The organism is Streptomyces sp. NBC_00442 (assembly GCF_036014195.1).
In the GTDB taxonomy this organism is placed as follows: Bacteria; Actinomycetota; Actinomycetes; order Streptomycetales; family Streptomycetaceae; genus Streptomyces.
Genome location: NZ_CP107918.1, coordinates 2,346,990 through 2,369,594 on the forward strand (window position 1 = coordinate 2,346,990; position 22,605 = coordinate 2,369,594).

At 67.8% G+C, this 22,605-nt stretch carries 18 protein-coding genes; 8 read left to right on the forward strand and 10 right to left on the reverse strand.

Features of this window, described 5'->3' with window-relative positions; genetic code table 11:
* Positions 1–13 precede the first annotated feature (13 nt).
* The 8 genes from OG432_RS10375 to OG432_RS10410 all read left to right on the forward strand — a co-directional run bounded on the left by OG432_RS10375 (position 14) and on the right by OG432_RS10410 (position 10,454).
* Complete coding sequence (locus OG432_RS10375; protein WP_328310013.1) at positions 14–2,185, forward strand: S9 family peptidase; 2,172 nt, start codon at positions 14–16, stop codon at positions 2,183–2,185.
* Between the two features lie 350 nt (positions 2,186–2,535).
* Positions 2,536–3,573, forward strand: coding sequence for an ABC transporter permease (locus tag OG432_RS10380; RefSeq protein ID WP_328310015.1), 1,038 nt, complete (start codon positions 2,536–2,538; stop codon positions 3,571–3,573).
* 29 nt (positions 3,574–3,602) lie between these two features.
* Positions 3,603–5,384 (forward strand): ABC transporter substrate-binding protein, encoded by a 1,782-nt coding sequence (locus OG432_RS10385; protein WP_328310017.1) that lies wholly within the window; start codon positions 3,603–3,605, stop codon positions 5,382–5,384.
* A gap of 68 nt (positions 5,385–5,452) precedes the next feature.
* Positions 5,453–6,430, forward strand: a complete 978-nt coding sequence (locus OG432_RS10390) for an ABC transporter permease (protein ID WP_328310019.1) — start codon at positions 5,453–5,455, stop codon at positions 6,428–6,430.
* Positions 6,431–6,461: 31 nt separating this feature from the next.
* On the forward strand, positions 6,462–7,529 hold the full coding sequence (locus OG432_RS10395) for an ABC transporter ATP-binding protein (RefSeq protein WP_328310021.1): 1,068 nt from the start codon (positions 6,462–6,464) through the stop codon (positions 7,527–7,529).
* Positions 7,530–7,549: 20 nt separating this feature from the next.
* Complete coding sequence (locus tag OG432_RS10400; RefSeq protein WP_328310023.1) at positions 7,550–8,680, forward strand: ABC transporter ATP-binding protein; 1,131 nt, start codon at positions 7,550–7,552, stop codon at positions 8,678–8,680.
* Between the two features lie 233 nt (positions 8,681–8,913).
* Positions 8,914–9,027: a cittilin family RiPP precursor gene (locus OG432_RS10405; protein WP_328310026.1), complete on the forward strand. Its 114-nt coding sequence runs from the start codon at positions 8,914–8,916 to the stop codon at positions 9,025–9,027.
* A gap of 26 nt (positions 9,028–9,053) precedes the next feature.
* A complete protein-coding gene (locus OG432_RS10410; RefSeq protein WP_328310028.1) occupies positions 9,054–10,454 on the forward strand; it encodes a cytochrome P450 in 1,401 nt (466 codons plus the stop codon).
* Positions 10,455–10,488: 34 nt separating this feature from the next.
* Here the strand turns inward: OG432_RS10410 and OG432_RS10415 are convergent, their stop codons facing one another.
* The 10 genes from OG432_RS10415 to OG432_RS10460 all read right to left on the reverse strand — a co-directional run bounded on the left by OG432_RS10415 (position 10,489) and on the right by OG432_RS10460 (position 22,141).
* Positions 10,489–11,520, reverse strand: a complete 1,032-nt coding sequence (locus OG432_RS10415) for an ABC transporter ATP-binding protein (protein ID WP_328310030.1) — start codon at positions 11,518–11,520, stop codon at positions 10,489–10,491.
* Positions 11,513–12,487, reverse strand: coding sequence for an ABC transporter ATP-binding protein (locus tag OG432_RS10420; protein ID WP_328310032.1), 975 nt, complete (start codon positions 12,485–12,487; stop codon positions 11,513–11,515). The genes OG432_RS10415 and OG432_RS10420 overlap by 8 nt, the downstream gene beginning before the upstream one ends.
* Positions 12,488–12,498: 11 nt before the next feature.
* The gene (locus OG432_RS10425) at positions 12,499–13,473 is read right to left on the reverse strand and encodes an ABC transporter permease (protein ID WP_328310034.1); all 975 of its coding nucleotides are present in this window, start codon (positions 13,471–13,473) and stop codon (positions 12,499–12,501) included.
* Positions 13,466–14,389, reverse strand: coding sequence for an ABC transporter permease (locus OG432_RS10430; RefSeq protein WP_328310036.1), 924 nt, complete (start codon positions 14,387–14,389; stop codon positions 13,466–13,468). Before OG432_RS10430 ends, OG432_RS10425 begins: the two co-directional genes overlap by 8 nt.
* 80 nt (positions 14,390–14,469) lie before the next feature.
* Positions 14,470–16,101, reverse strand: coding sequence for a peptide ABC transporter substrate-binding protein (locus OG432_RS10435; RefSeq protein WP_328310038.1), 1,632 nt, complete (start codon positions 16,099–16,101; stop codon positions 14,470–14,472).
* 190 nt (positions 16,102–16,291) lie between these two features.
* Positions 16,292–17,440: an ABC transporter ATP-binding protein gene (locus OG432_RS10440; protein ID WP_328310040.1), complete on the reverse strand. Its 1,149-nt coding sequence runs from the start codon at positions 17,438–17,440 to the stop codon at positions 16,292–16,294.
* Positions 17,433–18,491 (reverse strand): ABC transporter ATP-binding protein, encoded by a 1,059-nt coding sequence (locus OG432_RS10445; RefSeq protein WP_328310041.1) that lies wholly within the window; start codon positions 18,489–18,491, stop codon positions 17,433–17,435. Before OG432_RS10445 ends, OG432_RS10440 begins: the two co-directional genes overlap by 8 nt.
* A 14-nt stretch (positions 18,492–18,505) precedes the next feature.
* Positions 18,506–19,447, reverse strand: coding sequence for an ABC transporter permease (locus OG432_RS10450; RefSeq protein WP_328310042.1), 942 nt, complete (start codon positions 19,445–19,447; stop codon positions 18,506–18,508).
* Positions 19,440–20,369 carry an ABC transporter permease gene (locus tag OG432_RS10455; RefSeq protein ID WP_328310044.1) on the reverse strand — a complete coding sequence of 310 codons (930 nt, stop codon included), beginning with the start codon at positions 20,367–20,369 and terminating at the stop codon, positions 19,440–19,442. Before OG432_RS10455 ends, OG432_RS10450 begins: the two co-directional genes overlap by 8 nt.
* A 140-nt stretch (positions 20,370–20,509) precedes the next feature.
* A complete protein-coding gene (locus OG432_RS10460; RefSeq protein WP_328310046.1) occupies positions 20,510–22,141 on the reverse strand; it encodes a peptide ABC transporter substrate-binding protein in 1,632 nt (543 codons plus the stop codon).
* Positions 22,142–22,605 lie beyond the last annotated feature (464 nt).

The following is a 22,605-nucleotide window of genomic DNA, read 5'->3' on the forward strand; positions in this document are numbered from 1 at the left end:
CTAGGTTCCCCTCATGACGACCACCGCATCCCAAGACCCCACGGACCCCGGGCACCTCTCCTTCCCCCGGCACTCAGCACGCACCCAGCGCTTCACCCTCGGTGCGCCCCGCGCCTTCACCGTGTCCCCCGACGGCGAGCGCGTCGTCTTCCTCCGCTCGTCGTCGGGCACCGAACGCAGCCATCTGCTGTGGGTGCTGGACCTGGTGCGCGGTGGTGCGGAGCGCCTCGCGGCGGACCCGGGCGCGCTGCTCGGCGGCCACGATGAGCGGCTCTCCGCCCAGGAGCGCGCGCGGCGCGAACGCAGCAGGGAGGGTTCGGCCGGAATCGTCGGCTACGCCACCGACGCCGCAGTGGAGCTGGCCGCCTTCGCGCTCTCCGGGCGCCTGTTCACCGCGGAGCTGCGGGCCGGGACGGCGCGCGAACTGGCCGTGCCGGGCCCGGTGCTCGACCCCCGCCCCTCCCCCGACGGGCGCCTCGTGGCCTATGTGGCCCGGGGGGCGCTGCGGGTCGTGGGCGCCGAGGGCGAGGACGACCGCGCGCTCGCGGAGCCCGAGTCGGCCGAAGTGACGTACGGGCTCGCGGAGTTCATCGCCGCGGAGGAGATGTCCCGCTCGCGCGGCCACTGGTGGAGCCCGGAATCGGACCGCCTGCTGGTGGCCCGCGCGGACGAGGCGCCGGTGCGACGCTGGTGGATCGCCGACCCCGCCAACCCCGGCCAGGAGCCCACGCGGGTCGCCTACCCGGCCGCCGGCACCCCCAACGCCGAGGTGCGGCTCTTCCTGTACGCACTGGACGGCGCCCGTACCGAGGTCGTCTGGGACCGGACCCGCCTCCCCTATCTCGCGAGCGTGCACTGGTCGTCCGACGGGGCGCCGCTGCTCCTGGTGCAGTCCCGGGACCAGCGCACCCAGCTCCACCTCGCCGTCGATCCCGCGTCGGGGACCACCCGGACCGTGCACGTCGACGAGGACCCCGACTGGCTCGAACTCCTGCCGGGCGTCCCGGCCTGGGCGCCGGACGGCCGGCTCGTGCGGATCGCCGACGAGGGCGGGGCGCGGGTGCTCGCCGTGGGCGACCGGACCCTGACCGGGTCCCAGTTGCACGTCAGGGCGGTGCTCGACATCGGCGAGAGCGATGTGCTGATCTCCGCGTCCGCCGGGCGCGGGACATCCGCCGCCGGACCCGGCGCCTCCGAAATCGGCGAGATCCATGTGTACCGGGTCAATGAACTGGGCACGGAACGCGTCTCGGAGGGGGCCGGCGTGCACTCGGCGGTGCGGTCCGGGGCGGTGACCGTGGTGAGCTCCGCGCGGCCCGACCGGGCGGGGACGACGGCCAGGGTGGTGCGGGACGGCAAGGAACTGGCCACGATCGTGTCATATGCCGCCACGCCGGGCCTCTCGGTGCGGCTCCGGCTGACCGAAGGGGGCGCACAGCGCATCCCGTGCGCCGTGCTGCTTCCATCCCACTACCGGGACGCGGACGGTCCGCTGCCCGTACTGATGGATCCGTACGGCGGACCGCACGGACAGCGGGTGCTGGCCGCGCACAACGCGCATCTCGCCTCGCAGTGGCTGGCCGACCAGGGCTTCGCCGTGGTGGTCGCCGACGGCCGCGGCACGCCGGGCCGCTCGCCCGCGTGGGAGAAGTCGGTCAGGGACGACTTCACCGTCGCCCTCGACGACCAGATCGAGGCCCTGCACGGCCTGGCCGGCGCCTATCCGCTGGATCTCGGACGGGTGGCGATGCGGGGCTGGTCCTTCGGCGGCTATCTCTCCGCGCTCGCCGTGCTGCGGCGCCCCGACGTCTTCCACGCGGGCATCGCGGGCGCCCCGGTGACGGACTGGGAGCTGTACGACACGCACTACACCGAGCGCTACCTCGGTCTGCCCGCCGAGAACCCCGGGGTCTACGCGGCCAACTCCCTTGTCGATCAAGGCGTGTTGACACAGCCGGCGAAGCCGGCCCGGCCCCTGATGGTCATCCACGGCATGGCCGACGACAACGTGGTGGTGGCGCACTCCCTGCGCCTGTCCTCCGCGCTCCTGGTCGCGGGCCACCCCCACGAGGTGCTGCCGCTCACCGGCGTGACGCACATGACCCCGCAGGAGCAGGTCGCCGAAAACCTGTTGCTCCTGCAAGTGGACTTCCTGCAGCGTTCGTTGGGGATGGTGCGCGGCTAGAGCCTCACGTCCGACGGCCGGCCGGGCCCGCGCGAGCCGCCCGGCCGGCCGCATGACCCGCCCGCCGTACGGTGCCCATCACGGCGTGTTCGCATAGCGGGAACGTATCCGTCAAGTTGCCTGCATGTTAAGGAATTTGATGGGTATTTAGCACCAGATTCCGGATACGTCGAAAGCCTGTCAAGCACGCGTGTGCACCAAAGGCGAAAATCTTGGGCCAAGTTACCCGATGAGTTCCACTCGGCCTGCTCAAACCCCTTGACGCCCACCGCCGGACGGTTGAATCTTCCGATCAACAAAGGACGCCACTCGGCTCTGATGAAACCTTCCGGTGCGGGGGGCATTGCGAAATGACGAGTTCCACAAGAGCTGCCATGGAGCCGACCGATCCACTTTCCGAAGAAGGCGGCGGTCCCACCCCTGACAGTGGTATGGAAGTAAAGACGAGTGAACTTGTCGGGCGGTCACCCGGGCGTCTCGCGTGGGTCCGGTTCAAACGCGACAAAGTCGGAATCCTTTGCGCCTTTACGGTTCTCGGATTCGTCCTGGTCGCGGTGGCCGCTCCACTCATCTCCAAGCTGTACGGCAAGGACCCGTATCAGCTGTACGGGCAGGACCGCGGGCTGCTGAACAGCTTCGGCACGCCGCTCAAGCCCAACGGCGGGATCGACGGCGACTTCTGGTTCGGCCTCGAGCCGAGGCTGGGCCGCGACGTCTTCACGCTGCTGATCTACGGCATCCGCACCTCGCTGCTCATCGCCCTGGCGGTGACCGTGGTCGCGGTGGTCATCGGGGTCCTGGTGGGCCTGGTGCAGGGGTACCTGGGCGGCAGGACCGACTACTTCGTCGGCCGGTTCTCGGACCTGATGCTGTCCTTCCCCGCGCAGTTGTTCTTCATCGCCTTCACACCGGTGATCGTGGCCCTCTTCGTCTCCCCCACCGAAGAGGAGCCGACGTACGTCCGCGTGGTCGCGCTGATCATCGTGCAGCTGCTCCTGGGCTGGATGACGATGGGCCGGCTCATCCGGGCCCAGGTGCTCTCGCTGCGCGAACGCGAGTTCATCGAGGCGGCCCGGCTCAGCGGCGCGTCGGGGTGGCGGATCATCCGCAAGGAGCTGCTGCCCAACATCTGGTCGACCGTGCTCGTGCAGGCGACGCTGCTGCTGCCGGTCAACGTGACCGCCGAGGCCGGGCTGTCCTACCTCGGCGTCGGAGTGAAGAGCCCCACGCCCGACTGGGGGCTGCTCTTCCAGGCCGGGGCCACGTACTACGACTCCGATCTCACCTTCATGTTCTTCCCCGGCATCGCGATGGTCGTCTTCGTCGTCGCGTTCAACCTGCTCGGGGATTCGGTCCGGGACGCTCTCGACCCCAAGACCGTGCGCTGAATTCCGATCATCCTGACAGGCAGGAATCCATGAGAATAAACAAGGCGCGCCAGGTTTCCGCGGTTCTGGCGGTGGGGGCCCTGGCGCTGACGGCCGCGTGCAGCAGCGGCGGCGCCAGTGACAACGGCTCGGGCTCGGACTCGGGCAAGAAGGCCCAGGTACAGAACTTCGGTGTGGGCACCAAGGCGGACTCCACCGGCCCCGCCGTCGCCGTCGACGGCGCCAAGAAGGGCGGCACCGCCTACAGCCTCGACCAAGCGGGCTTCGACTACCTGGACCCGGGCCAGCAGTACGTGAGCGACCAGCTCTCGGTGCAGCTGCTCTACAACCGCTCGCTCACGGGTTACAAGGTCGACCCGAAGACCGGCAAGACGACCATCGTCGGCGACCTCGCGACCGATGCCGGCACCCCGTCCGACGGCTCGAAGACCTGGACCTACACCCTGAAGGACGGGGTGAAGTTCGAGGACGGCACGCCGATCACCACCAAGGACATCAAGTACGGCATCGAGCGGCTCTTCGCCGACTACCAGACGCAGGGCCCGCAGTACGTCCAGAAGTGGATCTACGGCGACAACTACCGCAAGGAGTACGCGGGTCCCTACGACGGCAAGGAGATCCCTGACGACCACATCTCCACCCCCGACGACAAGACCATCGTCTTCCACTTCCTGCAGCCGCACGCGGACACCCCGTACGCGATGGCGATGCCCAACATCTCTCCGGTCCCCAAGGCCAAGGACGACAAGCAGAAGTACAACAACCACCCCGTCGCCACCGGCCCGTACAAGATCGCGGACTACAAGCCGGGCAAGTCGCTGACCTTCGAGCGCAACCCCAGCTGGGACCCGAAGACGGACCCGATCCGCAACGCCTACCCGGACAAGTGGGAGTTCCAGCTCGGCATCCAGGAGCCGGGGCTCACCAACCGGCTCGCGGCCGACACCGGGACCGACAAGTTCGCCATCAACATGTCGAACTCGGCCGACCCGTCGAAGATGCAGTCGCTGACCACCGACGCGCAGTACAAGAGCCGGACGGTCAACGAGTACCAGCCGTACGTCGAGGTCTTCAACATCAACACCAAGCGCATCAAGGACCCGAAGGTCCGCCAGGCGCTGGCCTACGCCTTCCCGATGCAGCAGGTGCAGCAGGCGTTCGGCGGCGGCGCCCAGGGCGACCTCGGCACCACGCTGATCAGCCCGACCGTGGCCGGCTGGAAGAAGTTCGACCCGTTCGGCAAGCTCGCCAAGCCCATGGGCGACCCGCAGAAGTCGCTCGACCTCCTCAAGGAGGCCGGCGTCACCACCCCGTACAAGATCTCGCTGGCGTACGCGAACACCCCGCGCTGGGACAACGTCACGCTGACCATCCAGAACGCCCTGCAGAAGGCCGGCTTCAAGGTGGAGCGCAAGGCCATCGACCCGACCTCGTACTACACGGTGGTCGGCAAGGTGGACACCCCGTACGACATGTACCGCACCGGCTGGGGCGCGGACTGGCCGAGCGGCTCGACGGTCATCCCGCCGACCATGGACGGGCGCAACCTGGCGGACGGCACCAACAACTACTCGTTCCTGAACGACCCGAAGGTCAACTCCGAGATCGACCGCATCAACCAGATCACGGACCTGACCAAGCAGGCCGACGAGTGGCGCACGCTCTCCGAGTACGTGCTCAAGACCGACACGTCGCAGATTCCGTTCATCTTCGACAAGTACTTCAACCTGTACGGTTCCGGGCTCGGCGGCGTCACCTACAACGAGGTCTACGGGACGATCAACCCGAACACGATCTTCGTGAAGCAATAGCATCTGCGGCTCGGTTTCCCCGGCCCGGCTGGGCCGGGGAAACCGCTTAGCGACGGAAGAGTCAACCGATGTTGCGTTTCCTCGTGCGCCGCGTGCTCGGTGCCATGGTCATCCTGCTACTGATCAGCATGATCACCTATTTTCTCTTCTTCTTCCTGCCGGCCGACCCGGCCCAGCTTTCCTGCGGCAAACAGTGCAGTCCCCAAAATGTCGCCCTGATCCGCAAGAACCTCGGTCTCGACCTGCCGATCTGGACGCAGTACTGGCATTACATGGTGGGCATTTTCGCGGGCCGTCACATGCCCATCGGAGACTGCCCGGCGCCCTGTTTCGGCTACTCCTTCGCCAATCAGCAGCCCGTCTGGGGCACGATCGCCGACAGCTATCCCACGACGCTGTCGCTCGCGGTCGGCGGCGCGGCGGTCTTCCTCACCGTCGGGGTCTCGCTCGGTCTCATCTCGGCCTGGCGTCAGGGCACGGTCTTCGACCGGGTGGCCAGCTCCTTCTCCCTGCTCGGGCAGTCGGTGCAGATCTACTTCATCGGCCCGCTCGCGATCCTGCTCTTCTCCACCAAACTGCACTGGCTCAACCGGGGCCATGACGTCGACTGGAAACACGACGCGTTGGGTTCGGTCGGCGGAATGATCCTGCCCTGTCTGGTTCTCTCGGTGATCTTCTGGTCCAACTACAGCCGCCAGACACGGTCGTTGATGGTGGAGCAGCTGTCGGAGGACCACATCAGGGCGGCTCGCGCCAAGGGAATGTCGTCCCGGTACGTCTTCTTCCGCTACGCCCTGCGCGGTGCGATGGCCACCATCATCACCATCTTCGGCGTGGACCTCAGCGCGGTGCTCGGCGGCGCGATCATCACCGAGGTCACCTTCGGGCTGCACGGCCTGGGCCTGCTCTCGGTGTCGGCCGTGCTGAGCAGCGACCTGCCGCTGGAGATGGCCGTCATGCTCATCGGCGCCACCATCATCGTGCTCTGCAACATCGTCGTCGACATGGCGTACGCCTTCATCGACCCCCGGATCAGGCTCACCTGACACCCGCAGACCACCCACAGGAGAACCGCCCGTGTCCACCTTGAGCCAGACCGCCGCCATTCCGGCGGCCCGAGGGGCCTCCTCCTTCCTCTCGGTCCGCGACCTGTACGTGCACTTCGCCACCGAGGACGGCACCGTCAAGGCCGTCGACGGACTCTCCTTCGACCTGGAGCGCGGCTCCACGCTCGGCATCGTCGGCGAGTCGGGCTCCGGCAAGTCGGTGACCAACCTCGCGGTCCTGGGGCTGCACAACCCGCGCAACACCACGATCCAGGGCGAGATCCTGCTCGACGGGCAGGAGCTGACCGGCGCCACGGAGCGGCAGCTGAACCGGCTGCGCGGCAAGAAGATGGCGATGATCTTCCAGGACTCGCTGGCCGCGCTCTCGCCGTTCTACACCGTGGGCCGCCAGATAGCCGAGCCCTTCATGAAGCACACCGGCGCCAACCGCCGCGAGGCGCGGGCGCGGGCCGTGGACATGCTGCGCAAGGTCGGCATCCCGCAGCCCGAGCTCCGTGTCGACGACTATCCGCACCAGTTCTCCGGCGGCATGCGCCAGCGCGCGATGATCGCGATGGCGCTGGTCTGCGACCCGGAGCTGGTGATCGCCGACGAGCCGACCACCGCGCTCGACGTGACCGTCCAGGCGCAGATCCTCGACCTGCTCAAGGACCTCCAGCAGGAGACCGGCGCGGCGATCATCATCATCACCCACGACCTCGGTGTGATCGCCAAGACCGCCGACAACGTGATGGTGATGTATGCCGGGCGGTGCGTGGAGCGCGGCACGGTCAAGGAGGTCATGCACCACCCTCAACACCCCTACAGCTGGGGCCTGATCAGCTCCATCCCGCGCCTGGACTCCTCGGTGGAGATTCCGCTGGTGCCGATCCCCGGCTCCCCGCCGAGCCTGCTGTCGCCGCCGCCGGGATGCCCGTTCCACCCGCGGTGCGGCTTCCGTGACGAGGTGCCGGCCGGCGCCTGCACCACCGCACGGCCCTCCCTCCTGGAGGCCCAACGGCGGGGTTCGGCCTGTCATCTGACGGGAGATCAGAAGGAAACCATCTTCATCGAGCAGATCCGCCCCCGGCTGCGCTGAGAAGGATTCGGGACATCGCCATGAGTGAGAAGACCATCAGCGTCGCCAAGGACCCGGGCGCCTCGTCCGGGCCCGGCACCACGACCCCGCTGCTCGAAGTGAACGGGCTCACCAAGTACTTCCCGATCACCATGGGGTCGTTCTTCAAGCGGCACGTCGGCGACGTGCGGGCCGTCGACGGCATCGACTTCCAGATCGGCCGGGGCGAGACCCTGGGCCTGGTGGGCGAGTCGGGCTGCGGGAAGTCGACCACCGGCCGCCTGGTCACCCGGCTCCTGGAGCCGACCGCGGGCGAGATCCGCTACGCCGGCCAGGACATCACGCACGCCTCACGACGGGGGCTCGCGCCGGTCAGGTCCGAGATCCAGATGATCTTCCAGGACCCGTACGCGTCCCTCAACCCGCGCCAGACGGTCGGCGACATCATCGCCAACCCGATGGAGGTCAACGGCATCAAGCCCGCGGGCGGCACCGAACGGCGGGTCCGCGAGCTCCTGGAGACCGTGGGCCTCAACCCGGAGCACTACAACCGCTTCCCGCACGAGTTCTCCGGCGGCCAGCGCCAACGCATCGGCGTGGCACGGGCGTTGGGCCTCGATCCCAAGCTGATCGTGGCCGACGAGCCGGTCTCGGCGCTCGACGTGTCGATCCAGGCGCAGGTGGTCAACCTGCTCCAGGAGCTCCAGCGGGAGCTGGACATCGCGTTCCTGTTCATCGCCCACGACCTGGCGATCGTGCGGCACTTCTCGCAGCGGGTCGCGGTCATGTACCTGGGCCGGATCGTCGAGGTCGGCGATCGCGACTCGATCTACCGCAGGCCCCGCCATCCGTACACCCACGCCCTGCTGTCGGCGGTGCCGGAGGCCGTGGTGGAGGAGGAGGGCGAGGGCCGCGAGCGGATCCGGCTCGCGGGTGACGTGCCGTCGCCGGTCAACCCGCCGTCCGGCTGCCGCTTCCGCACCCGCTGCTGGAAGGCGCGGGACAAGTGCGCCGCCGAGACTCCCCCGCTGGTCCGCATCGAGGGCAACCGGGAGGGGCACCTGACGGCGTGCCACTTCCCGGAGGAACCGACGGTCGCGGCACGGGACGAGGACGTGGTCCTCGACCCGGCGCTGGTCGCGATCGAGGAGGCGGCACCGGACACCCATTGACCCGAGTCCGCAGCCTCCGCTCGGAAAAGGCCCGCACCCGTACACCCCAGCACCACACGGGCGCGGGCCGCTCCATGTCCGGCCTACGGCGCCTGCCTTTGGACGAATTAATTCCGGTTGCCGCAGGTGAATGGGGCGCGGACAGTAGATAGCACGGAGAAGAAAGTCAACTCTTGTTACTCCCGAGGCAATTGCTTAGTGTTCAGGGCAGATCGCGGCCCGATAACCAGATCGTGGACGCTTTGCTGAGAGGGAGAATTACCATGCGCAAGCTGATCCTGACCGGTGCCCTGTTCGCCCGCCTTTCCCGCAAGGACCGTCTCACCAAGGCGTACATCTACTACTAGGCCGAACCGGCACTAGACGTAGGTCCATGATCCGGTGGCCGGGGCGCACACGCCTCGGCCACCGGCGTTTCTCCGCCCCTCCTCGATCGTCAAGTGAGGCCGTCGTGACCGCAGTCGATACCGTAACCGGCATCCCGGGCCCGGCCGATGACTCCTACCTGGGAAATCTGCACGCCTTCTCCAGCGACCCGCTCGCATTCCTCACCCGGTGCGCCCGCGACTACGGGGACGTGGTGCGGCTCGGCGACCACAATGTACTTCTGACTGGCCCCGAACTCGTCGAGCGGATGCTGGTGGACCGGAATGGAGTATTCAGTAAGAAAGGAATTGAGGATTCCGGGAGAGCGGCCCGCGGAAGGGGTTTTCCGCGGGCCATGATGAACAGCGACGGAGCGGACTGGAAAGCGAAACGGCAGCGTATGCAGCCCGCGTTCGGCCGCACGCTCGCGGTGAAGGCGGCCGGACTCGTCGACGCACAGGGCGAACGCATGCTGGCCGGATGGCGGCCCGGCGAGCGGCGCGATCTGCACGGCGACGTCTCGGTGCTGATCCTGCGCCTGGTCACGCAGCTGATGTTCGGCGACGAGTTCACCGACCAGGACGCGGCCCTGGTCTCCCGGCTGGTCCGCCCGATCATGGAGCTGTCCACCTCGCCGCTGCTGCTGCCCGACTGGATACCCACCCCGCGCCATCTGCGGCTCAGGCGCGGCCTGCGCGACATGGACCGGCTCCTGCGCCGGCTCACCGGGAATCCGGCCGCCGTCGACGCGGAGCGCGCCCCCGTGCTGCACGCCCTCGTCACCGGCACCCCCGCGCCCTCCCCCGCGGAGCTGCGCGACGAGCTGGCGACGCTCGTCCTGTCGGCGTTCGAGACGTCCAACGACGCGGTGGTGTGGACGAGTGTGCTGCTCGCCCGGCATCCCGAGGCCGCGCTGCGGGTACGCGACGAGGCCGTCGCCGCGTTCGCCTCCACCCCGCCCGGCCTGGCCCGGATGGAGCAACTGCCCTATACCAGCGCGGTGGTTCGCGAGTCGCTGCGCCTGTACTCGCCGGCCTGGATGACGAGCCGCGACTCGACGGCCGACCTGGAGTTCGGCGGCTTCACCGTGCCGGCCGGCACCACCGTGACGGTGAGCCAGTGGGTCAACCACCGCGACCCCCGGCACTGGGAGCGCGCCGGGGAATTCGACCCGGAGCGCTGGCTGGAGGGCGGCGCCAGGAAGATGCCGCGCGGCTCCTACTTCCCGTTCGGGCTCGGCGCGCGGGCCTGCATCGGCGCCTCGCTCGCCACCACCGAGATCGTGCACATCGTGGCCGACATCTGGCGCCGCCACCGCCTTGAGCTCGTCGACCCCGAAGGCATCACCCCGCGCCCGGCGCTCGCCCTCCAGCCGATGGGCGTGCGGGTCGTACCGCGCGCGTGGTGACCGGGACCCGTACCCGAAGGCCCACTCCGCGGGCTCACTCCGTCGGCGGGACCACGCGCTTCTCCTCCGCGAAGTGGCAGGCGGAGGGGTGGTGGGCCGGGCCCTCGGTCATCCGGAACTCGGCCGGCACCGCGAGCAGCGGCACTTCCTGCGCGCACCGCTCGCGCGCCTTCCAGCAGCGGGTGCGGAAGCGGCAGCCGGACGGCGGGTTGGCGGGCGAGGGCACGTCACCGGTCAGGATGATCCGTTCGCGGCGCTCGCGCGCGGCGGGATCGGGGACCGGCACCGCGGAGAGCAGCGCCTGGGTGTAGGGGTGCGTCGGGTGCTCGTAGATCTCCTCGTCCCGGCCGATCTCCACGATCCGGCCCAGGTACATCACGCCGACCCGGTCGGAGATGTGCCGGACGATCGACAGGTCGTGTGCGATGAAGACGTAGGAGAGCGAGAACTCGCTCTGGAGGCGGTCGAGCAGGTTCACCACCTGGGCCTGCACCGACACGTCGAGCGCCGAGACCGGCTCGTCCGCCACGATGATCTCGGGCTGGAGCGCCAGCCCCCGCGCGATGCCGATGCGCTGGCGCTGGCCGCCGCTGAACTGGTGCGGGTAGCGGTTGATGTACTCGGGGTTGAGGCCGACCACGTCGAGCAGGTCCTGGACCTTGGTGCGGCGGCTGCCCTTGGGGGCGACCTCGGGGTGGATCTCGTACGGCTCCCCGATGATGTCGCCGACCGTCATGCGGGGGTTGAGGGAGGTGTACGGGTCCTGGAAGACCATCTGGATGTTGCGGCGCACGGCCTTGAGCGCCCGGCCCGACATCCGGGTGATGTCCTCGCCCTTGTACATGATCTGCCCGGCCGTCGGGCGCTCCAAGTTGACCAGCATCTTGGCGACCGTCGACTTGCCGCAGCCCGACTCGCCCACGATGCCGAGCGTCTCGCCCGCCGTCAGGCCGAAGGAGACGCCGTCGACGGCCTTGACCGCGCCGACCTGCTTCCTGAAGAGGATCCCCCGGGTCAGCGGATAGTGCTTGACCAGGTCCCTGACCTCCAGAATGGCCTCAGCCATCGAGGGTCTCCTTCCAGAAGAAGCACGCGCTCTGCCGGTCGGGGCCCACGTCGAAGAGGGGCGGCACCTCGGTACGGCAGATGTCCTGGGCCATCGGGCAGCGCGGGTTGAAGGCGCAGCCCGGCGGGATGTGCATCAGGTTGGGCGGCAGACCCTTGATCGCGTACAGCTCCCGGCCCTTCTGGTCCAGGCGCGGGATCGATTCGAGCAGGCCCTTGGTGTACGGGTGCGCGGGGGCCTTGTAGATGTCGTGCACGGGGGCCGTCTCGACGATCCGGCCCGCGTACATGACCGCGATCCTGTCCGCGACGTCGGCGACCACGCCGAGGTCGTGGGTGATCAGGATGAGCCCCATGGACAGCTCGTGCCTCAACTCGTTGAGCAGGTCCATGACTTGGGCCTGGACGGTGACGTCGAGGGCGGTGGTCGGCTCGTCGGCGATGATCAGCGAGGGTTCGAGGGCCATCGCCATCGCGATCATGATGCGCTGCCTCATGCCACCGGAGAACTGGTGGGGGTACTGGCCCACGCGTTCCTTCGCGGCCGGGATGCGCACCCGGTCCATCAGCTCGACCGCCTTGGCCTTGCCGTCCTTGCGGGACATCCCGCGGTGGACGGTGAACATCTCCGAGAGCTGGTCGCCCACGCTGAGCACCGGGTTGAGGGAGGACAGCGCGTCCTGGAAGATCATGGCCATCTCGGAGCCGCGGACCTTGCGCCGCTCGTCCTCCTTGAGCGTCAGGAGGTCCCGGCCCTGGAAGAGGATCTCACCGCCGGCGATCCGTCCGGGCGGCACGTCGAGGATGCCCATGACGGCCTGCGCGGTGACGGACTTGCCGGAGCCGGACTCGCCGAGCACGGCGAGCGTCTCGCCCGCCTCCACCGAGTAGGTGACCCCGTTGACGGCCTTGGCGACCCCGTCGCGTGTCTTGAACTCCACCTGGAGATCACGTACTTCGAGCAGCATGACGGGGCTCCTCACCGCAGCTTGGGGTCGAGGGCGTCGCGCACCGCGTCGCCGAGCATGATGAACGCGAGCACGGTGAGGGCCAGCGCGCCGGCCGGCCAGAGCAGCATGTGCGGGGCATTGCGGATGTACTGCGAGGCGGACGAGATGTCGATGCCCCAGGAGACGGTGGGCGGCTTGAGGCCGACGCCGAGGTAGGACAGCGTCGCTTCGAGGGCGATGTACGTGCCGAGCGCGATGGTCGCCACGACGATGACGGGGGCGACCGCGTTGGGCGCGATGTGGCGCAGCAGCATGCGGGAGTTGGAGGCGCCGAGCGCGCGGGCCGCCTGCACGTAGTCGTTCTGTTTGGCGGTGATGACGGAGCCGCGGGCGATGCGGGCGATCTGCGGCCAGCCCAGCAGGATCATGAAGCCGATGACCGGCCACACGGTGGAGGAGGTGACCACGGACAGGAAGACCAGGCCGCCGAGGACGACCGGGATGCCGAAGAAGATGTCGGTGACGCGGGAGAGCAGCGCGTCCCAGCCGCCGCCGAAGAACCCGGCGAGCCCGCCGACGAACGAGCCGAACAGGGCGACGCCGATGGTGGTGCACACGCCGACGGTGACCGAGGTGCGGGCGCCGTAGACGGTCCTCGTGTAGACGTCGCAGCCCTGCCCGTTGTAGCCGAAGGGGTGGCCGGGCTGTGAGCCCTCCTGTGCCTTGGCGAGGTCGCACTGGAGGGGATTGCCGTCGGCGATCAGGGAGGGCCAGATGGAGATCACGACCAGGAAGAGGATGACGAGCCCCGAGATGATGAAGACGGGGTTGCGCCGCAGGTCGCGCCAGGCGTCGGACCAGAGCGAGCGCGGCCTCTCGGACGGGCCGGTGCCCTGCGGCCCGCCGGGAGTCCGCTCCAGGGTGGTCGCCTCGCTCGCCGCGAGGTCCATCGCCCCACCGGCGCCCGTGCCGGCGATCGCTCCTTCGTCGTACGGCTCAGGCATAGCGGATCCTCGGGTCGAGTACGGCGTACAGGAGGTCGACGATGAGGTTGGCGATCAGGAAGACCAGCACGAGCACGGTCACGAAGCCGACCACCGTCTGGGTGCTCTGGCGCAGGATGCCCTGGTAGAGCTGGTAGCCGACGCCGTGGATGTTGAAGATCCGCTCGGTGACGATCGCGCCGCCCATCAGGGCGCCGACATCGGTGCCGATGAAGGTGACGACGGGGATCAGCGAGTTGCGCAGCAGATGCCTGGTGATCACCCGGCGTCGCGGCAGGCCCTTGGCGATGGCGGTGCGGACGTAGTCGGCGCGGCGGTTCTCCGCGATGGAGGTCCGGGTCAGCCGGGTGACGTAGGCCAGCGACACGGACGCCAGCACGAGCCCGGGGATGAGCAGTTCGTTGAACGGGGCCTCCGGCGAGACCGTGGGCCTGATCACCCCCCACTCGACGCCGAGGAGCAGCTGGAGCAGCAGGCCCGTGACGAAGACGGGGATGGCGATGACGATGAGGGTCAGCATCAGGACGACGGTGTCGACGGGGCGGCCGCGCCGCAGCCCGGTGACCACGCCGAGGCTGATGCCGATGACCACCTCGAAGACGATCGCCACGATGGTCAGGCGGATGGTGACGGGGAAGGCGGCGGACATCAGCTCGGTGACCTTCTGCCCGTTGAACGCGGTCCCGAAGTCGCCGGTGAACACGTTCCCCATGTACGTCAGGTATTGCTGCCACACCGGCTTGTCGAGCCCGAACTCCTTCTTGAGCTGGGCCGCGGTCGCGGGATCGCACGCCTTGTCCCCGCACAGACCGGCGATCGGGTCGCCCATCACGTTGACCATGAGGAAGATCAGCAGCGTGGCGCCGAAGAAGACCGGGATCATCTGGAGCAGACGCCGGATCACATACCGTCCCATGAGGCCCTCCGGGGGTCGTCGGAACTCTCAACGACGCCGGCCCGGCGTCCAGTTGAGCGCCGGGCCGTGCGCCTGCGGCGTCAGCTGACCTTGATCTCGTTGTAGACCGGCACGCTGAACGGGTTCAGGGCGACGTTGGAGACGCGGTCGGAGTAGCCCGCGCTGCCGTTCTGGTACCACAGCGGGATCGCCGCCATCTGGTCCCGTACGACCCCTTCGGCCTGCTGGAAGTCGGCGACCGCCTTGGCCTTGTCTGTGTCGGCGTTGGCCTGGTCGACCAGCTTGTCGAACTCGGCGTTGGTCCACTTGCCGTCGTTGGAGGAGGCGCCGGTGTAGTACAGCGGCTGGAGGAAGTTCTGGATCAGCGGGTAGTCCATCTGCCAGCCCGCCCGGAAGGGGCCGCTCATCTTGGACTGGGTGATCTGGCTGCGGAAGTCGGCGTAGGTGCCGACCGGGCCGCCGACGCACGCCTTGTCGTTGCCGAGCGCGTTGTTGATGCTGTTGCAGACGGCGTCGACCCACTCCTTGTGCGAGCCGGTGTCCGCGTTGTACGCGATCTTCAGCTGGCCGCCGGGGATGCCGCCGCCCTCGGTGATGAGCTTCTTGGCCTCGGCCGGGTTGTAGGTGCATGCGTCGCCGCAGAGCCCGGCCTTGTAGCCGCCGGCCGCGCCGAGCACCGGCGAGGTCCAGTCGGTGGCGGGGGTGCGGGTCTTCTGGAAGATGGTGTCGGTGATCTGCTGGCGGTTGATCGCCATCGAGATGCCCTTGCGGACCTTGACCGCGTCCGGGGTGTTCCAGGCCGCGTCGTAGTACGGGAAGGCGAGCGTCTGGATGATGCCGGCGGGGGTGTTGATGTACCGGTCGCCGAGGTCGGCCTTGACGTTCTTGAGCTGGGAGGCGGGTACGTCGTCGATGAGGTCGAGGTTGCCTGCCGTCAGGTCGGTGTAGGCGGTGTTGTTGTCGGTGTAGACCTTGAGATCGATGCCGCCGTTCTGCGCCTTGTCCGGGCCCATGTACCCGGCCCACGTGCGCATCGACAGCTTGGAGCCCTTGGTGTACGAGTCCACCGTGTACGGGCCGTCGCCGATGGGCTTGGAGAGCCAGGAGGCGTGGTCGTCGAAGAACGCGCGCGGCAGCGGCGCGAACGCGGGATAGCCGAGGGTGTCCGGCCAGGTGGAGAACTTCTGGTTGAGCTTGACCGTGAAGGTCTTGTCGTCGACGACCTTCAGACCGGACAGGGTGTCACTGGCCGGGGTGCCGCTCTTGGGGTGGATCTTGTCGTAGCCGTCGATGTAGGAGAACATCGACGCGTTCTTCTGGTTGTTCTTCAGGTTCGCGCCGTAGTTCCAGGCGTCCACGAACGACTTGGAGGTGACCTTCTCGCCGTTGGAGAACGTCCAGCCGTCCTTCAGGGTGACCGTGAAGTTCTGCGAGTCCGACGTGTCGATCTTGTCGGCGATCATGTTCTGGGCCTCGCCGGTCTTCGGGTCGTACCGCTTGAGACCGCGCATCAGCATGTCGAGGACCTTGCCGCCCTGCACCTCGTTGGTGTTGGCCGGCTCCAGCGGGTTCTGCGGGTCGCCCCAGGAGGAACTCACGATGCCGTCGGCTCCACTGCCGCCGCCGCTGCTCCCCCCTCCACCGCAGGCCGTCGCCGCGAGGGCGATCACGATCGCACCTGCGGCCCACTTGGCGTGCGTGGCTCCGCGCATGGAGTCCTCCTAGAATCCCACTTGAGTCCAAGTCTCACTTAGGCCCAAATATCACCCCGGAGATACGCGAACCGCACCTTTACCAGCGCCGTACGGGCGCACGGCCGGGTGGCCGCGCACACGGGCGGTCACACGAACGGGTGGGCCCGCGGTTCCGGTGAAGGAACCGCGGGCCCACCCGTGAGGTGCGTCAGGCCGCGCCGACGACGTCCTTCTCCTCGGCGAAGTGGCACGCCGACTCGTGCGCGACCGGGCTGTCCAGACCCTGGAAGCGCTCCGGGATCGCGAGCAGCGGGACCTCGGTGGAGCAGCGGTCCTCCGCCTTCCAGCAGCGAGTGCGGAAGCGGCAGCCCGACGGCGGATTGGCGGGCGAGGGGACGTCACCGGTGAGGATGATCCGCTCGCGGTGCTCGCGCGCGTCCGGGTCGGGGACCGGGACGGCGGAGAGCAGCGCCTGGGTGTAGGGGTGCGTCGGGTGCTCGTAGATCTGCTGGTCGGTGCCGATCTCGGCCATCTTGCCCAGGTACATCACGCCGACCCGGTCGGAGATGTGCCGGACGATCGACAGGTCGTGCGCGATGAAGAGGTAGGACAGGTTGAACTCGTCCTGGAGCTTCTCCATCAGGTTGATGACCTGCGCCTGGACGGAGACGTCCAGAGCGGACACCGGCTCGTCGCAGATGATGATCTCGGGGTTGAGTGCCAGGCCGCGGGCGATGCCGATGCGCTGACGCTGACCGCCGGAGAACTGGTGCGGGTACCGGTTGATGTACTCCGGGTTCAGACCCACGACGTCCAGGAGCTCCTGGACCTTGCGGCGCCGGTCGCCCTTGGGAGCCACCTCGGGGTGGATGTCGAAGGGCTCCCCGATGATGTCGCCGACCGTCATGCGCGGGTTCAGCGAGGTGTACGGGTCCTGGAACACCATCTGGATGTTGCGGCGCACGGCCTTCAGCGCGCGCCCGGACAGCTTGGTGATGTCCTGGCCCTTGTAGAAGACCTCGCCGGCGGTCGCCCGCTCCAGCGTCATCAGGAGCCGGGCGACGGTGGACTTGCCACAGCCGGACTCGCCCACGATGCCCAGGGTCTCGCCCTGGAACAGGTCGAAGGAGACGCCGTCGACGGCCTTGACCGCGCCGACCTGCCGCCGGAACAGGATGCCGCTGGTCAGCGGGAAGTGCTTGACCAGATTGCGGACCTGGAGGATCGGCTCGCCCCGGTCGACCGGGGCGTCGAGGATCGCCTCGACCTCGCTGGTCGTGGAGGCGTCCACCTTGACGACGTCGGTGACGTTGGGGGTGGCGTCCACGGCCTCGTCCTTCTTTTCGAGGTCAGCCATGGATCGTCTCCTTCCAGAAGTGGCAGGCGCTGCCGCGACCGACCAGCTCGGTGCCGTCCTGCTCGGTCACCTGGTGCAGCACCGGAACGTCCGTGCGGCACACGTCCTGCGCCATGGTGCAGCGCGGGTTGAACGCACAACCGCCGGGGATGCGCATCAGGTTGGGCGGGAGGCCCTTGATCGCGAAGAGCTCCTGGCCCTTCTGGTCGAGGCGCGGGATCGATTCGAGCAGACCCTTGGTGTACGGGTGCGCGGGGCGCTTGTAGATCTCGTGCACCGGGGCCGTCTCGACGATCCGGCCGGCGTACATGACCGCGATCTTGTCCGCGACGTCGGCGACCACGCCGAGGTCGTGGGTGATCAGGATCAGGCCCATGTTGTACTCGCGCTGCAGCTCCGCGAGCAGGTCCATGACCTGGGCCTGGACGGTCACGTCGAGCGCGGTGGTCGGCTCGTCCGCGATGATCAGGTCGGGCTCGAGGGCCAGCGCCATGGCGATCATGATGCGCTGGCGCATGCCGCCGGAGAACTGGTGGGGGTAGTCGCTGACCCGGGCCGCGGCGGCCGGGATCTTGACCTTGTCCATCAGCTCGATGGCCTTGACCTTGGCGTCCTTCTTGGACAGGCCCTGGTGGACCCGGTACATCTCGCCGAGCTGGTAGCCGACGCTGAGCACCGGGTTCAGCGCGGAGAGCGCGTCCTGGAAGATCATCGCGATCTTCCGGCCGCGGATGGCGCGCCGTTCCTCGCCGGACATCTTCAGCATGTCCTGGCCGCGGAAGAGGATCTCGCCCTGCGGGATCTTGCCGGGCGGCATGTCCAGGATGCCCATGATCGCCTGCGCGGTCACGGACTTGCCGGAGCCGGACTCGCCGAGCACGGCCAGCGTCTCGCCTGCGGCGACGCTGTAGTTGACGCCGTTGACTGCCTTGGCCACACCGTCACGGGTGTGGAACTCGACGTGCAGGTCGCGGACTTCGAGCAGCGGGCCGCCCTTGTCGTCGCCCGAACGGGGCGCGGGGACGCTCGCGGTTTCTTCGATGATGGTCACGTCGTACGCCCTCCTCAGCGCAGCTTGGGGTCGAGAGCGTCGCGCACCGCGTCACCGAGCATGATGAACGCGAGCACCGTGATGCTCAGCATGGCGCTGGGGAAGAACAGCACGTGCGGGGCGGTACGGATGACGGTCTGGCCGGATGAGATGTCGTTGCCCCAGGAGACGGTGGAGGGCGGGAGCCCGATACCGAGGAAGGACAGCGTCGCCTCCGCGGCGATGTAGCCGCCGAGCGCGATGGTGGCGACGACGATCACCGGGGCGATCGCGTTCGGCAGGATGTGCCGGAGCATGATCCGGCCGGTGCCTGCGCCGAGCGCCTTGGCGGCCTGCACGTAGTCGGCCTGCTTGACCGTCAGCACCGAGCCGCGCATGACGCGGGCGAGCTGGGTCCAGCCGAGGACGCCGAGCGCGAGCACCACGGTCCACACCGTGCGGTGGGTGAAGGCGTTCAGGACGACGATCGCGCCGAGCAGCAGCGGGATGCCGAAGAACACGTCGGTGATGCGGGAGAGCAGCGAGTCGAACCAGCCGCCGAAGTAGCCGGCCAGCATGCCGACGATTCCGCCGAGGACGGTCACGACCAGCGTCACGCAGACGCCGACGATGATCGAGGCGCGGGCGCCGAACAGGACGCGCGCGAAGATGCTGCGCCCCTGGACGTCGTAGCCGAACCAGTCCTCCTGGAAGAAGTGGCTGTAACTCGGCACGCCCAGGTAGTGCTTGGCGAGGTCCGCGTGGTCCGGGTCGACCGACGTGAAGAGGCCGGGGAAGGCCGCCACCACGAGCAGGAAGACGATCAGGACGGCGGAGATGACGAAGACGGGGTTGCGGCGCAGGTCGCGCCACGCGTCCGACCAGAGGCTGCGGGCCTTCTCCGCGGTGACCGGCACCGGGGTGACGGCCGGGGTCTCGGCGGCCCCGGCGGAAGCCTTGTTGAGGGTCTCAGGCATAGCGGATCCTCGGGTCCAGAGCGGCGTACAGCAGGTCGACCAGGAGGCTGGACAGCAGGTAGACGATCACGAGGATCGTCACGATGCCCACCACCGTGGCGTTGTCCGACTGGTTGATCGACCGGTACAGCGTGTTGCCGATGCCGTGCACGTTGAAGATGCCCTCGGTCACGATCGCGCCGCCCATCAGGGCGCCGAGGTCGGTGCCGAGGAAGGTGACCACCGGGATGAGCGAGTTGCGCATCAGGTGGATGCCCACGACGCGACGGCGCGGCAGGCCCTTGGCGATGGCGGTGCGGATGTAGTCCGCGCGCAGGTTCTCGGCGAGCGAGGTTCTGCTGAGCCGCGCGATGTAGGCGAACGAGAGGGAACCGAGGACGGCACCCGGCAGGATCAACTGCGAGATGTCGTTGGAGTCCTGCACGGTCGGGGTGACCCAGCCGAGCTGGTCCGCGAAGATCGTCTGGAAGATGAAGCCGAGGACGAAGATCGGGATCGAGATCAGCAGCAGCGTGATCACGAGCACGAGCTTGTCCCAGACCCGACCGCGGTTCAGGCCGGCCAGGAGGCCCAGCGAGAGGCCCACCACGATCTCGACGGCGAAAGCGATCAGTGCCAGCCGGATCGTCACGGGGAACGTCTCGGCCATGACGTCGATCACCTTACGGCCGGTGACGAAGCTGGTGCCGAAGTTGCCGGTGACGACGTTGCTGAGATAGTGCCAGTACTGCGCGAGGACCGGTCGGTCGAACCAGTACTCGTGGCGCAGCCGCGCCATCGCCTGCGGGTCGGCAGGTCTGTCGCCCCACAGAGCCCGGACGGGGTCGCCGGGAAGTGAGTACACCATCAGAAAGATGAGCAGAGTGGTCCCGATGAACACCGGGATCATCTGGAGCAGTCGCCTTGCGACGTAGCGCCCCATCGAGCCTCCATAGTCAGCCGCTCAGCAGCCGGCCCGCCCCGCTCCTCGTGGGAGGGGCGGGCCGGCTGCCCTGCGCGAACGGTGTGGCGCCGACGCGATGTCGGAACGCCGTGGTGAATCGACCGTCAGCGGCCAGATCGCTACTTCTTGAGAACCTCGACCGCGGTGAAGACCGGCTTGCCGAAGGTGTCGTACGTGACGCTCTTGACGTTGGCCGAGTAGCCGGCGTTCGTCTTGTAGTACCAGAGCGGGATGGCCGGCATGTCGGCGAACAGCGACTTCTCGGCGTCCTGGTACAGCTTGACCGACTCGTCCAGGGTCGCCGCCTTGTCGGCCTTGGCCGCCAGGTCGTCGAAGGTCTTGTTCGAGTAGCCGCCCTCGTTGCCCGCGGCGGTGGTGCCGTACAGGTCCTTGAGGAAGTTGGCGTTCAGCGGGTAGTCCTGCACCCAGCCCGAGCGGTAGAAGCTCTGGACCTTCTTGTTGGTGCGGACGTCCAGAGCGGTCTTGAAGTCCGCCTTGGAGTCGCTCTCGCACTTGACGCCGGTGGCCTGGGTGATGTTGGCGCAGACCGCCGTCACCCATTCCTTGTGGCCGCCGTCGGCGTTGTAGAGGATCGAGATGGTGGCGTTGGCGCCGCCGGCCTCCGTGACGAGCTGCTTGGCCTTGGTGGGGTTGTACTTGCAGACGTCACCACAGGCGTCGGCGGCGTAGCCCTTGACGGCCGGCGGCACGAAGCCGGTGGCCGGGGTACGCGAACCCTGGAGCACCGTCTTGGTGATGGTGTCCCGGTCGATCGCCATCGAGATGCCCTGCATGAACTTCGGACGGTCCTTCAGACCCGTGATCGCCGGCGCGTAGGCGGCGACGGAGATCGTCTGGATCGAGTTCTGCGGGGCGTCCACGGCGCGCTTGCCGAGGTCCTGGTGGTACGTGGCCATGCCGCTCGGGGCGACCTGGTCGAGCACGTCCAGGTTGTTGGAGACCGCGTCCTTATAGGCGGCCTCGGAGCTGGTGTAGAACTTGAAGTCCACACCACCGTTCTTCGGCTTGTCCGCACCGGCGTACTTGTCGTAGGCCTTGGTGAGGAAGTCCTGGTTGTGGTTCCACTTCACGAACTGGTACGGGCCGTTGCCGATGGGCTCTTCGCCGTACTTCTTCGGGTTGGTGTAGAACACCGACGGCAGCGGCGCGTAGGCGCTGTAGCCGAGCTTGTAGGTCCAGTACGGAGCCGGGGTGGCGAGCTCGACCTTGATGGTGTAGTCGTCCGGGGTGGACAGACCCGACATCTTGTCGGCCTTCGGGTCACCCTTCTCCGGGTGGACCTCGTCGTAGCCCTTGATGTCCGAGAACCAAGAAGCGTTCTGCTGCGCGTTCTTGGAGTTGGCGCCCCAGTTCCAGGCGTCGACGAACGACTTGGCGGTGACCTTCTCGCCGTTGTGGAACGTCCAGCCCTGCTTCACCTTGATGGTGTAGTGGCTGGCGTCGTCCTGCTTGATCGAGTCGGCGACGACGTTGGTGATCGCGCCGGTCTTCGGCTCGAAGTCGACCAGCTTGGAGAAGAGGACGTCGGTGATGCGGCCGCCGCCGGTCTCCATCACGTTGGCCGGCTGGATCGGGTGCTGCGGTTCGCTGCTCTGGTAGCTGAAGACACCTGTCGGGTCCGCAGCCGCGCCCGAGTTGTCCGTGCTGTCCTTGCCGCCACCACAAGCGGTCGCAGCCAGGGCGATGATTGCCGCTCCCGCGACCCACTTGGCGCTCGTAGCACCACGCATGGGTTTCCTCCTCATGAGTCCACTTGTCACTACAAGAGGGGTACTTCTACGCGCGCTGACACCCCTGACAGCGCTTCGACGTCAAGTACCCCGAGTGTGCTCGTGAGTCGGCACTCCCCACAGTGCGTGACCCATTGACCCGAGCTCAATGGAGCCAACTATTAAGTACGGCCGGGCTGTAAACCACACTTAAAGGGTCTCGTTTTGACAACATCAGTACCGGGCAACGGCCCGAAATCCGGACAAACTGAGCACAGACAGACACACCCGAAACGGACCGTTAACACATCTTCCGGAGAGCGACGGTCGATATCCGAACAGGATGCCCCTTAAAACAACTTGACCCTAGGGGCGATCGGCCGAAGAGGACGGGCCACTTTGGCAGGGCTTTGTACTTGATCACCCTCGCGTGTGTACCGCGCCGCCCAAACCTTCCGGCCAACGCCGAAGGCCCGGCCCCGCGA